This is a genomic window from Lutibacter oricola (assembly GCF_900106565.1).
GTDB classification, from domain to species: domain Bacteria; phylum Bacteroidota; class Bacteroidia; order Flavobacteriales; family Flavobacteriaceae; genus Lutibacter; species Lutibacter oricola.
Genome location: NZ_FNNJ01000002.1, coordinates 549681 through 562642 on the forward strand (window position 1 = coordinate 549681; position 12962 = coordinate 562642).

Below are 12962 nucleotides of genomic sequence, written 5' to 3' on the forward strand. Positions count from 1 at the left end.
TCAAGGTTTTAAAAATTGACCTAGACAATTACGTTTTTCTTCTTTTAAACGTACTTGAATAACCACTTTATTGTTTAATGTTTGCTTAGCTGAAACATTTTTAATTAACTGTAGATACTTATTTATACTTTTTTCTGAAGAAAACTCAAGAGGTTGTTTTAAATACCTACTAACAGCAATAAACATATTAAACTTGTATTCTTCTTTCTTAAATTCACTAGTATTCTCATTTTTTTGAGAATAAATATTTAGAGTATTTTCTACCTGTTTAGCATACATTTTATATATTGGAATACTTGTTAAAAGTGTATCGTTTTCAATAATTTGAATAGCTTTAGAGTTATAAAAATACTCGTATAGATTTTTATTACTTCCTAATGAAATACTTATATTAGGTGTATTAAACTTTTGAATTGATTTTTTTTCTATTTTATTAAAATCATCATCATATTTATAAGTAACAATAGTGTCTATTTTAGTGTCTATAGCTCTAAGGTTAGCTACTAAGCTTCCATTCCATTTATTCACAATAGAATCTAAAGATAGTTTTGTGAAATTTTTAAATTTCTTCTTATTTTTAAGTGAACTTAAGGATTTAAAAACAGTGTTGTTTTTATTTATTTTTGTTGAAATAAACCCAATTGAATTATTAGTATCTTCAACATATTTGTCTGCAATAAATAAATTTGAATTTAAACTTCCTTTTATTTCAAAAAGACCATTTTTAAAATTAGCCTCTAAAAAATCGTCCTTTAAATTTGTATACGTAATATCACTTTTTGAATTAGAGATTGATTTAAGCAATTCACTCTCTTTTTTATAAAATGTAGTTTGGTTAAAAACAGTTTTTATTTCAGAAATTATAGACGTGTTTTCTTGTTTTTTTAATGCAATAATTGCATTTGAACTAGAAAACGCAATAATTATTCTGCCTTTACAAAATGTTTCTAATTTATTAGAAGTTGAATTTTTAAAACCTTCTTGCAACAGATAACGCTTAAGTTTATGGCTGTCTTTTAGCTTTAAAAGGCTACTAAACCAAGCGTTTTTATAATTAGAGTTATTTGTGAAAAAAAATAAGTTTTTTGGAATTTCTATTGTTTTATTAAATGATATACTTCCTTTCTTTTTAGATTTAAAACTAATGTATTTTAAAGGATTTTTAATAACATCAATTAACAAGTGGTGTTCAATCTCTCGAAGATTAATTTGCACTATTTCAGTGGCTGAAATTGGTATTTTTTTTTCATATATTAAAGCTTGCTTATATCTAAATAAATAGAGTGCTAAAACAGTAACACTAATAATAACAAGTATATAAGCAAGCTTTTTTTTCATATTTCTTTAATTAGAAACAAATTCAAGAAAGTCAAAAATTGTTTTTAATGAATTTTCCTGCGCGCCTGAAGTATTAATCTTAATTTCAGAGTATATGTTGTTACCTTTCATTTTAGAAGCTTTAAAATAAGCATCTTTTAAATTGTCTTTAGCATAATTTACATAACCTTGCTCCTTGCGGCTTAACTCAGAAGCTGGAACTTTAGAAATCATTTTTTCCGCATTTACATAAAATATAGAACTATTATTTTTTATCATTTTTTGATGTTTACCTAAATCATTCACAAAACGATTATTTACAATATTTGAAATTTTTTCTTTTGAAGTTGTAAAGAATAAGATGTTATTTTTAACTACAGCATAAAGATCAAAAGGCATTTTACTTTGCGGAATATTAACCTTGTAATACCCTTCTTCATTTTCAATTAATTTATGTTTTATTCCTAAGTTTGCTGCCTTATTTAATAGTTTTCCTTTCTTAGAACCAATCATAATTGTAAAATCAGGAGCTACTTCTTTTTTTGTTTTTGTAACCTCTTTCTTTTTATAATTATCATCGTATTTGTATGATTTATAGGTCATTTCTTTTTCTGTAAAATCGTTTAATACAAATAACATGTCACCAGTTATTAATTCTCCAATTGCTTCTTCGTCTATAATTAAAGATAAAAAATCTGTACCTAGTTCCATTTCTTCTTTAAAGTTAGGCATCATTGCTCCATACATACTACTTACTAAAGCTGGATATTCTTCTAACATAGCTTGCATATCCATTGATAAACTGAAATATGCTAAAACATCATTCTGATTAAAATATGTATAAAAGTTTTTATCCATTTTAGACTTGTAGAACTGTTTAAACACCTTTTGCCATTCAGTACTTACTTCCATTTTAGTAGTTAATCTAGCTGCTTTTTCTTCAAAGTATAAATTAGCAGTAACGCTCTCAAAACCATATAAATTTGATTTAGCTTGTAAACCAACAAGTGAAGACATACCAGCCATATTAGACATAGCACTATTAATTAACTGACCATAGTTGCGAACCCAAACAGATGCTGCTGCATTTTTACTTTTGCTGGCAGTATAATTTTTATTGCTTAAAATAGATTTTTTTCCATTTCCTTTAAAAATATCAAAAGCATATTTTTTTGCCCATTTTGCTGTAATTTTTTTCTTTACACTGTAGTATGATTTGTTTTCATTTTCAGTAACAGCCATAAAACGATCTTCATTTTCGCTAAAGTAATTAGCATCTTTTTGGTAACCCGAAAAGAACAATAAATTATCATTCCAAATTAAAATAGAACCGTTTTCAGCCAATATGTTCATTGTAACTTCTGAAACAATTTTTTCTTTTGAACGTTTAGGAATTAAGTTTTCAAACTTATTTTTATCTGTTAACTTAACCAAAACACTATGATAACTAATACTGTCTGTTTTTTTGTAAAAGTAAAATGCTTTTGAGTTTACATTAAATCCAAAGTCTTTAATACTAGTTATTGTTAAACCATCATCCGATTTTCTATTTACCTCTTTAAATATTTGCTTAGAGAAATTATAGTTATTGAATTCAGAAATTGAAACTAACTCTACTAAACGATCTGCATTTATTGAAACCACGGCTTCTGCACTGTTTGGAATTTTACTTTCAATATTTTGCGCTAAACTTACAAATGATGTAAAAATAGCAGCAATTAATAGGATTTTTTTCATAATAATTATTTCTGTAGTTGAATTTGATTTTTGATTGATTTCTTATTTTTTATAATGTCTTGAGCATTTACTCTTAACATAATTGCTTTTTTGTTACCCGAAATTTTAGCTTCTATATTTTTTGATGAAATAATTGGAGTTTCAAAACGATAAATAGTAGTTAATGAAGCAGTTTCAAAAACTTTTCGATCTTCCATTTTTGTTTTTCCAAACTCTTTAGAAAGATTATAATGATAGTTTCTGGCAAATATATTATCTGATTTATTAAAGCTAAAATGTTGTTGTTGCTTTATAAGAGCAGCATCTTTTTTTGAGCTAAAATTTGAAATTACAGTATTTAATGCTTCAACATTTGTAAAATCACAAGAAATTGTAAAAATGTATTCATTAAAATTTGAAGAATTTTTAACGTTAGAGATGCCTTTAGTTTTCTTTATTTCTTGAACTATGGAAGCTATTTTATTATTAATTGTTATTTTGGAAGGTACTTTATAATTATTAACGCTATCTAATAACATGATAGAGTTTATCTTGGTTCTACTTTTACTTAAATTTACGGTAAGTGTAATATGCCCCGAACCATCTTTATTAAAACTAACTTCTTCTACTATTTCAAAACAACTAGTACAAAGAATTAGTAACCCAAAAAATAATAAATAAAATCTCTTTTTTTGCATTACAATTTTATGAATTCCAAATTTAATTTATTTATTACAAATAGTAGGTATTTATTAATCAGTTTATTTCTTTTGGTAAATGAGCGTTTGAGTAATTAAACATTCGTATTTTTGCAATTCATTAAATCTTAAAACGCTGTATAATAATTACAGAAAACTTCAAGAAACTTAGTAATGATTATACCTAAATTACATTATATATCTCAAGGAAATTCACCTAAAGAACATATAGAGAACATTCAAAAAGCTTGTACTTCTGGTGTAGAATTGGTACAATTAAATTTGAAAAACATTTCTAACAAAAAATATTTAAAATGGGCTAAAGAAGCTCAAAAAATTACAGTACATTTTCAAACAAGGTTAATAATAAACGGTAATTATGAAATAGCCAAAACTATTAAGGCAGATGGTGTTTATTTAGAGCAAATGGATACATGCCCAACAATAGTTCGAAAATTTCTTTATTCTTGGCAATTAATTGGAGTATATGCTAATACATTACAAAATTGTAAGGATTTAATTAATAAAGAAGTTGATTACATTTGTTTAGGCCCGTATAACTCTGAAACAACAGAAAAAAACACTCCAATCAACTTAGGTTTAAATGGTTATACAGCTATTATTGATGAGCTAAAAACTAAAACTCCTATTATTGGAATTAAAGGTATAACAACTAATAATGTTTCTGAAATATTAGAAACTGGAATTTCTGGAGTTGCAGTGTCGAGAGCTATTACAAAAGATTTTAATTCTATCCGATTGTTTAATGAATTGTTAAACGCTTCTTCAACAAAAGAACAGCGTTATACTTTCGAATAGATAATTATCATAAAAAAAGCCCATCAAATATTGATGGGCTTTTTGAAAACTTGAATATATTTTTAGATAACTTTTACGTTAACTGCATTTAATCCTTTTTTTCCTTCTTGTAATTCAAATTCAACTTCGTCACCTTCACGAATTTCATCTATTAATCCTGAAATGTGTACAAAATGATCTTTACTTACACCTTCTTCAGTTATAAATCCAAATCCTTTAGTTTCATTGAAAAACTTTACTGTTCCTTTACTCATTATATTGTAATTTTATTTATTATAGTTTTATAATAGCAACTATAATGCCATTAATTTAAAACCTTTACCTCTCGTAATAGAATTAAATAATTTCTTCTGTTAAACGTATAGCGTCCCCAATAAATTTTGGACATAATTTTTGATGAAGCCCTTGCTCTCCTATTTCTTTTAAACCTTCAGGAGTTGTACAGTCATAACCAAGCAATTCTTTACATCTTATAACTTTATGTTCTTTTTTGAAGTTTTGCATAAACTTACTTACCTTTTCTTTGGTTAATCTTTTTGCCTCTTCATCTTGTATATTTGCAGAACCATATTTTAACCCAATAGTAATACATGCTCCTGAAACAGCTCCACAAACTTCTCCTTGCGTAAGTCCACTACCAAACCCAGCAGTCATTTTTAAGGTAGTTTCCATATCTATATTTAGATCTTCAGCAAAAGCATTTACTGTTTTTTGACAACAGTTTAAACCGTTCGAATTTTTAAGAATTTCTTCAATATTCTTTTTCATAATTTTATTTTTCAATTACAAGGTAAAGTTACTAATTTGGAAATTTTATAGGCCTATATAAATAGAAGTTTTACCAATTTAAAATCTTTTTAAATAATGTAAACTATATTATAAATTAAGTACATAAAAAAACCATTTTGAAATTGTTCAAAATGGTTATTATAAAATTATTAGTATAAATATTATTTCCAAGTAACAATATCTTCAAATTCTCTTCTAGATTTAGTAAATTCTGGAGCGGCTTTTCTATATCCGAAAGCTACCATATAAGATAAACCATATTTTTCAGTATCTACACCGAATTTTTCTTTTAATAAAGCTTCTGTTTTTTCCATATGAAATCCTTCCATAGGACAAGAATCTATACCAATTAATGCTGCAGCTGTCATCATATTTCCTAATGCAATATAGTTTTGTTTAGAAGCCCAATCGAATAATTTAGTGTCGTTATCCAAATTAAAATCACGTTCTTGAAACTCTCTATAAAATTTAGAATACATTTCAATAACTTCTTCAGGAAATTGTTTTACATCTTTCATCATATGCATAATGTAATCAGAATCCCACTTTACCATAGGAGCTTTCATACTTAAACCTAACACAAAATGACTTGAAGTATCTAATTTTAATGGAGCTCCCCAAGCACCTTCTTTTAACAATTCTCTCATTTCTTTATTTTGAACAACAATAAAATGCCAAGGCTCAAAACCAAATGAACTTGGAGATAAATTAGCTGTTTTTAGAATGAAGTTAATATCCTCGTCAGATATTTTCTTTGTATCATCAAATTCTTTAGTTGCGTGTCTAAATTCAAATGCATTAATAATGTCTTTTTTTGAAATATTTGGAATGTTCATTTTTTTTATGTTTAGTATGTTTTAAAATTATTTGTTAACCAATAACTGTCATTTCATTTAAAATAAATTCTTCAACAGCACCGTCTGTAACTTTCAAATATTCTGCTAAATGCTCATTTTCCATATGTTCTTGCCATAATTCACGATTTTCCCAGTTCTCGTGGAATAAGAATAAATTTGGATTTTGGTTATCTTGGTGTAAATCGTAATTAATACATCCTTTTTCTGCTCTTGTAATTGGAATTAATTTTAATAATTCTGCTTTCACAAAATCTCTTTCACCTTCTTTTACTAGTATTCTAGCAACAATTGTTAATTGACTCATAATTTTATTTTTATTTAGATAATATGTTGTACTCTCCATTTGTTCTAACATAAAAAACAACTTCTTCTTTAGTTGAAATATTATGAAGCGCTTCACCTTTTGAGCTTAAATAACTACCTGTTTCTAAAGTTTTATTCTCTGTACCTAAAAACTCAGGGGCTCCTTTAACAACTACAGCTCCAAATGTTTCTCCTTTTGTATAAATTTTCCCGTTGAAACCAGCAGGTAATTTAATAAGTGATCCGTTTAATTGATTTGTTTTAGGTTCTCCCCAAATAAAAGCAATTGAAGCACCAGCTTTATCAATCCATTTTACTTCTGAAGCATCTAACCATACAATATTAGATTTATCTACGTTTACTGGTCTTTCTCCACTATCAAATTTTTCTTCTTTCGGTAAAACTAAGTAAGGGCCTTTTTCAATTTCTATATAAGCAATGGTATTTACACCTTTTGCAGAAGTAATATGAACATGACCTTTAGGTTGTGTCCAAAAAGAACCAGAAGGCATCCACATATTTGCTGCAGCAGGATCATCATTATGAATTAAACCACTAATTACAATACCTCTATATGATACATTGTGAATGTGCGGAGGAGATGAAAATCCATCTTTTGGTTTTAATAAAAAACCAGTTGCCTCAGTTCCTTTTCTATCTCCCCATAAAGTTCCAGCCATTGGTGCTTTGTCTTTTCTTTTAGGATTTAAATAACTCCAATCAACTTCTGAAGCTAAAACAACCTTAGTTGTTGGGTTATTAATTGATTTTGGAATTTTGTTTTCTATTGTGTTAGAATCCTTTTCCTTTTGTACCTTAACTTTAGTTTCACAAGATGTTAAGAAAACTAAGGTAGACATAATTACAACAGTAAATATTGCTCTTTTCATTTTATATAATTTTAATTGTTTGTTTATTTCTGAGAAAATAAGTTTAAACTAATTTAGTATGAATGTACTTAATTGATTTTTAAAAATTGATATGTAATTTAATATGACAAATTTAATGTTGATTCCTATTCATCCGTTGTACATAAAAAGGGTATTTGTGTATTTTTAAAGGTTTTATTTAAATATTATAGGTCTTATATGCCTGTTTTACATAAATTTGTTTAAAAATTATCTTATTATGGAGGTATTAGAAGCTTACAAACCTTTTGAAATACAAGAATTAGAATTATCCGAATGGAAACAACGCCCTGTTAAAAACAATTTTTTCGAATTGGTATTAATAAAAGATGGAGAAGGCATTCAATGTATCAATTACAATGATTACCCTTATGAAAAAGGAAGCGTATTTTTGTTGCCACCATTAAAATGTCATAAATTTATTCTTAAAACACCTTCCAAATTTGTGTTTTTAAAATTTACTGATTCATTTTTTAAAAATATACAAAGAGATTCTATTGATAGAGATAAATGGTTTAAAGAAGCTTCATATATTCTTTCAAATTACAATCAGCTACCTGGTGAAATTATAAGTAACGATCTTGACAGAAATCATATTGAAAGTTTAGTATCTATGATTTTACAAGAATCTAGAAACTATGGAAATGAATCTATTTCATTAATTAAAAGTTTAATGACAAGTATTTTGGAGGTACTTATTAGAAATATTAAAAAAAGTAATTTTTATGAAGTTGATCAAAACAATGTTGATGATAGAATTACTAAAATGCTAACCTATATTAATGAACATATTGATAAACCGAGTCATTTAAAAGTAGATCATTTGGCTGAAGTTTTTATGATGTCCTCTACATATGTAAGTGAATTCTTTAGAAAACAAGTAAAAATATCATTGCGAGAATATATTATAAAAGCAAAACTTAAATTGGTAGAAATCAGACTCATAAATTCTGATTACACATTAACTGAAATTGCAGATGATTTAGGCTTTACAGATGTTAGCCATTTATCTAAAACATTTAAACGTTACGTTGGAATGTCTATAAAAGAGTTTAAATTGAACGGTGATTATGTTTTATTGAAGAAAACACAATGTTCTACTTAAAAATAAAACTCCTAATCAATAAGTAAGATTAGGAGTTTTTATTTAAAATCGTTTACCAATGCTAAAGCCATAGGAAAAAGTTTTATATTCTTCTTTCCAGTCATACATTAATGATGGTGCTATTTCCCATCCGTTAGAAATTTCTATCTCGTACTCAACTCCTGCCTTAACAACAAAAAAGTTTTTAGTACTTTCACTAAATTCTACTTCAACTCCAGGTCCTATAAACACACCTAGCTGATGGTTAATGTTGTATTTAGCTACCACAGAACTAATTAATACATTTACACGTTCCTCTTCCTCTTCATTGTCTAATTTAATAATGTAATTATCAAACTCAATATCATTTATAGTTCCAATACTCCATTTTTTATTTAGTGAATAAAAATAATCTAATCCAATAGTTGGAACCCATTTTCCAGTACTTTCTTCGTGTGTTTCGTGCTCATAAAATGCTGAAGAAACATGTGTAAACCCAGTAAAAAAGGCTAATTTATGTTTACCATGTTCTTTAGTTTTAGTGTGTTTTGGTTCTTCGTGATGTTTTTGTGCATTTATTGAAATGCTTGCTATCATTGCAAAAAGCAATGAAATTTTTGTAAATGTGTTCATAGAATTTATAAATTTAAGGCCGCAAATTTATAAAATTGAATTAATAAACGTAAAAAATACACTTATTTTATTTTAAATAAAGAATGAGTCTAAATAAATATTAAATAACCTTTCTATTTTTTCTTAGAATTATTTTTATTAATCTGTTTGTAGTAATCGGCTAAAACCTTTTCAATCAATTCTTCTTTAGTTAAATGGTGAAAAACGGATCTTACTTTTTGTTTTAGTGGTTCAGAAATTTCACGATTTGGTTTAGTTTTAAATATTTTTTTAGCCCACAATAACGTATTATTTTCCTCAATACTCTGTGCATTAGCTTTTTTATATTCATTAAATGTGATTCCTAATTCTAATTCAAAATCCGCAATATCATCAACTTCTTCTTTTTGTAAAATAGTTAAAGACAATCCCTTTGCCCCTGCTCTAGCCGTACGCCCACTTCTATGTACATATGTATCATAAACATCTGGCAAGTGGTAATTTACAACATACAAAACATCTTTTACATCAATTCCTCTAGCAGCTAAATCAGTTGCAACCAGTATATTTATGTGGCCATTTCTAAATTGCCCCATAACTCTATCTCTAATACCTTGTGTTAGACTTCCATGTATAGCTCCTGATGAAAATTTATTAATGGCTAAATTCTTAGCTAATTTATTAACTGCTGCCTTAGTTTTACAAAAAATAATACCTCTTTCACCTTCTTTAGAATTTAAAAAATGTAATAATACTTCTAATTTTTCAATGGGTTCAACTACAATATATTTATGGTCAATTCCCTGATGGCCAACAGTTTTCATATCAGCTTCAACCTGAATTACACGTTTAGACATATAATTTTGAACCAACTGCTTTATTGCTCCCGGCATTGTAGCTGTAAACAATAAGGTTCTTCTAGTTTTAGGAGTTTCAGCAATAATAGCACTTACATCTTCTTTTAAAGCAGTTACTATTTCATCTGCCTCATCCAACACTAAATATTGTATATTTTTAATGTTAATTTCGTTACGTTTCATTAAATCTACTAAACGCCCAGGTGTAGCTACAACAATTTGGGTAGTTTCTTTTAAACTTTCAATTTGTGGTTTTAAAGCAATACCTCCAAAAAGCGGAGTAATTCCAATTTTTGAGGTTTTAGGTTTAACAGTTTCTAAATTATTATAAATTTGCTGACCTAATTCTCTTGTTGGTGCTAATATTACTGCCTGAACATTTGTATTTTCTGAATCTACTAATTGTAATAAAGGCAATCCAAAAGCAAGAGTTTTACCAGTTCCCGTTTTAGCTAAAGCAACAATATCTTTAGTTTCATTTAAAATAAGGGGTATTGTTTTTTCTTGAACAGTTGTAGGTTTTACTATATCTAATTCTAATAAAACGCTTTGTTGATCTTTGTAAATTCCTAAATCAGAAAATTGTAATGGCATAATATAATTTTCGGCAAATATAACCACACTTTTACTAGAAACATTATATAAGTCTTTAATTCTTAATTAATTTAATAGAATAGTAATTAATTGGATGAATATTAACACTTCAATAGTGATTAATTTATACGGATTAGCTATTTTTATTTTTTTAATCACAATATGGTATTTTAAATGGCTGTTGGAAAAAAATTTGGAACTTTTGCAGGAGTTTTCACTCCTTCTATTTTAACAATTTTAGGGGTTATTATGTATATGCGTTTAGGCTGGGTTGTTGGTAACGCAGGTTTAATTGGCGCTATAATGATTATTATTTTAGCACATGTAATTGCTGTTTCAACAGGTTTAAGCGTTTCTTCTGTTGCAACAGATAAAAAAATTGGCGCTGGTGGAGTTTATTATGTATTATCTCGAAGTATGGGTATTCCCATTGGTGGCTCTATTGGTATTGCACTTTATATTGGAACGGCATTTTCAATAGCTTTATATTTAATTGGTTTTGCTGAAAGTTTTAACAATTACTTTGGTTTTGGAACAAGTATAAATGATGTTCGATTAACAGGAACTATAGCATTAGTTGGTTTAACAGCTTTGGCATTAATTAGTACTTCTGCAGCAATAAAAACACAGTTTTTTATTTTGGCAGCTATTATAGTTTCTCTAGTTGCTGTGTTTTTTGGAAACTCGTCTTTTGAACCTGAAACAGTAAAAATGTTTTCTTCTGAAGAATCAATTCCTTTAGAAGTTGTTTTTGCAGTGTTTTTTCCTGCAGTTACTGGTTTTACAGCTGGTATTGCTATGAGCGGAGATTTAGAAGACCCAAAAAGATCTATACCTAGAGGAACTCTTTACGCTATAGGTGTTGGATTAATTATTTATATAGCTTTAGCTGTGTTTTTAGCTTATAATGTAGATTCAGCCAATTTAAAGTCTGACTATAATATTTTAATGAAAATAGCTCTCTTTGCTCCTGCAGTTGTTGCTGGTATTTGGGGAGCTACATTATCTTCTGCTTTAGGAGGAATTTTAGGTGGACCAAGAATATTACAAGCTATGTCTGTAGATAAAGTTACGCCTCCAATTTTTGGTAAAGGAAGAGGAAAAAATAACGAACCCGTTAATGCGCTTTTTCTTGTTTTTATTATTGCTGAAGCAGGTATTCTTATTGGAGAGTTAGATGTTATTGCTCGTGTAGTTTCTATGTTTTATTTAACCGCATATGGCTTTATCAATATCTCTTACTTTTTAGAAAGTTGGGCAAATCCAGATTTTCAACCAACATTTAAAATTAAAAGTTGGATTGGTTTACTTGGTTTTATGGCTTGTTTTGCTGTTATGTTTAAGTTAGATATGCTTGCAATGCTTGGTGCATTTGCAGTTATAGCCGCTTTGTATATTTGGTTACAGCGTAAAGAAGTTAAACTGCAATCTAATGATGTTTGGCGAAGTGTTTGGGAAAATGTTGTAAATAAAGGGTTGAAAAAAATTGATGCTGAAGTTGATGAAAAATCTAACTGGAACCCAAATATTATTTTATTTAGTGGACAAAGTGAGCATCAATCTTATTTATTGCAATTAGGAAAAACTGTTTCGGGAAGAACAGGAATTGTAACCAATTTTAAACTAATTTTAGATAAAGAAAATAACAAACCTCTTAAACGTACAGAACAAATTGTAAGAGATGAAACTTTTACAGATTTAGGTATTTTTGCTCGTCAAATTAAAGTTAGTAATATTTACGATGGAATTACAAATATTGCTACAACCTACGGTTTTTCTGGTGTTGAGCCCAATACAATTATGATGGGTTGGCCAAAAGGATTAGAAAATTCTACTGAGTATTCTAAAATGACAACAACTTTAATTCATTTAGATTATAATTTACTGTATTTAGATTTTGATAGAAATCAAAAATTTGGAAATTATAAAACTGTAGATTTTTGGTGGAGAGAAACCGATAGTAAAAATGCAGAAATGATGCTAAATATTGCTCGTTTTATTATTGCATCTCCACGATGGAACGAAACTAGCATACGTGTGCTATTTGTTAATAATAACAATGTAGACAAAGTATTAATACATAATAAAATTCATGAACTTGTTGAAGACTTAAGAGTTAGTGTAGAAATTATAATTATTAATAATGCGGTAGAGCAAAAACCTTTTTATGATATTATAGAAGACTTTTCTGAAAACACTGATTTAACTGTAGTTGGTATTCCAAATTTTGGTGTAGAAAAGCAAGCTAAGTTTGTTTTAAAAACAAACCATTTATTTGAAACAATTGGTTCTACTCTTCTTGTAAAAGCTGCAAATAATTTTAATGTTTTGGATTTAGATTTTATTAAAAAGGAATAAATTAAATGTTATTAAGCTAACGAAATCGTATTAGTAATTTGTTGTTTTTG

13 protein-coding genes are annotated in these 12962 nt (G+C 27.6%); 3 read left to right on the forward strand and 10 right to left on the reverse strand.

Going from position 1 to position 12962, the window contains the following annotated elements:
- From BLU40_RS07020 to BLU40_RS07030, 3 genes are read right to left on the reverse strand one after another with little or no spacing between them, the layout of a single operon-like run.
- Positions 1 to 1338 (reverse strand): hypothetical protein, encoded by a 1338-nt coding sequence (locus BLU40_RS07020; protein ID WP_090121570.1) that lies wholly within the window; start codon positions 1336 to 1338, stop codon positions 1 to 3.
- A gap of 6 nt (positions 1339 to 1344) precedes the next feature.
- Positions 1345 to 3054, reverse strand: coding sequence for a hypothetical protein (locus BLU40_RS07025; protein WP_090121571.1), 1710 nt, complete (start codon positions 3052 to 3054; stop codon positions 1345 to 1347).
- A 5-nt stretch (positions 3055 to 3059) separates the two neighbouring features.
- Positions 3060 to 3731, reverse strand: coding sequence for a hypothetical protein (locus tag BLU40_RS07030; RefSeq protein WP_090121575.1), 672 nt, complete (start codon positions 3729 to 3731; stop codon positions 3060 to 3062).
- A gap of 174 nt (positions 3732 to 3905) precedes the next feature.
- On the opposite strand from BLU40_RS07030, the gene BLU40_RS07035 reads away from it, so the two are divergent.
- A complete protein-coding gene (locus BLU40_RS07035) occupies positions 3906 to 4550 on the forward strand; it encodes a thiamine phosphate synthase (protein ID WP_090121578.1) in 645 nt (214 codons plus the stop codon).
- 62 nt (positions 4551 to 4612) lie between these two features.
- On the opposite strand, the gene BLU40_RS07040 is transcribed toward BLU40_RS07035, so the two are convergent.
- The 5 genes from BLU40_RS07040 to BLU40_RS07060 form a co-directional block, all read right to left on the reverse strand.
- Positions 4613 to 4804 (reverse strand): cold-shock protein, encoded by a 192-nt coding sequence (locus BLU40_RS07040; RefSeq protein WP_090121583.1) that lies wholly within the window; start codon positions 4802 to 4804, stop codon positions 4613 to 4615.
- 82 nt (positions 4805 to 4886) lie between these two features.
- Positions 4887 to 5318 carry a C-GCAxxG-C-C family protein gene (locus BLU40_RS07045; RefSeq protein ID WP_090121587.1) on the reverse strand — a complete coding sequence of 144 codons (432 nt, stop codon included), beginning with the start codon at positions 5316 to 5318 and terminating at the stop codon, positions 4887 to 4889.
- A 182-nt stretch (positions 5319 to 5500) separates the two neighbouring features.
- A complete protein-coding gene (locus BLU40_RS07050) occupies positions 5501 to 6175 on the reverse strand; it encodes an NAD(P)H-dependent oxidoreductase (protein WP_090121591.1) in 675 nt (224 codons plus the stop codon).
- 34 nt (positions 6176 to 6209) lie between these two features.
- The gene (locus BLU40_RS07055; RefSeq protein ID WP_090121943.1) at positions 6210 to 6500 is read right to left on the reverse strand and encodes a putative quinol monooxygenase; all 291 of its coding nucleotides are present in this window, start codon (positions 6498 to 6500) and stop codon (positions 6210 to 6212) included.
- A gap of 10 nt (positions 6501 to 6510) precedes the next feature.
- Complete coding sequence (locus BLU40_RS07060) at positions 6511 to 7389, reverse strand: DUF4437 domain-containing protein (RefSeq protein ID WP_245729909.1); 879 nt, start codon at positions 7387 to 7389, stop codon at positions 6511 to 6513.
- A 238-nt stretch (positions 7390 to 7627) separates the two neighbouring features.
- Between BLU40_RS07060 and BLU40_RS07065 the strand changes: the two genes are divergently transcribed.
- Positions 7628 to 8512 carry an AraC family transcriptional regulator gene (locus BLU40_RS07065; protein WP_090121595.1) on the forward strand — a complete coding sequence of 295 codons (885 nt, stop codon included), beginning with the start codon at positions 7628 to 7630 and terminating at the stop codon, positions 8510 to 8512.
- Between the two features lie 42 nt (positions 8513 to 8554).
- Here BLU40_RS07065 and BLU40_RS07070 read toward each other — a convergent pair whose 3' ends face one another.
- Both BLU40_RS07070 and BLU40_RS07075 read right to left on the reverse strand, forming a co-directional pair.
- Positions 8555 to 9124 carry a hypothetical protein gene (locus BLU40_RS07070; RefSeq protein WP_090121599.1) on the reverse strand — a complete coding sequence of 190 codons (570 nt, stop codon included), beginning with the start codon at positions 9122 to 9124 and terminating at the stop codon, positions 8555 to 8557.
- Between the two features lie 113 nt (positions 9125 to 9237).
- On the reverse strand, positions 9238 to 10554 hold the full coding sequence (locus tag BLU40_RS07075) for a DEAD/DEAH box helicase (RefSeq protein ID WP_090121602.1): 1317 nt from the start codon (positions 10552 to 10554) through the stop codon (positions 9238 to 9240).
- Positions 10555 to 10728: 174 nt separating this feature from the next.
- On the opposite strand from BLU40_RS07075, the gene BLU40_RS07080 reads away from it, so the two are divergent.
- Positions 10729 to 12912 carry an amino acid permease gene (locus tag BLU40_RS07080; RefSeq protein ID WP_090121605.1) on the forward strand — a complete coding sequence of 728 codons (2184 nt, stop codon included), beginning with the start codon at positions 10729 to 10731 and terminating at the stop codon, positions 12910 to 12912.
- Positions 12913 to 12962 lie beyond the last annotated feature (50 nt).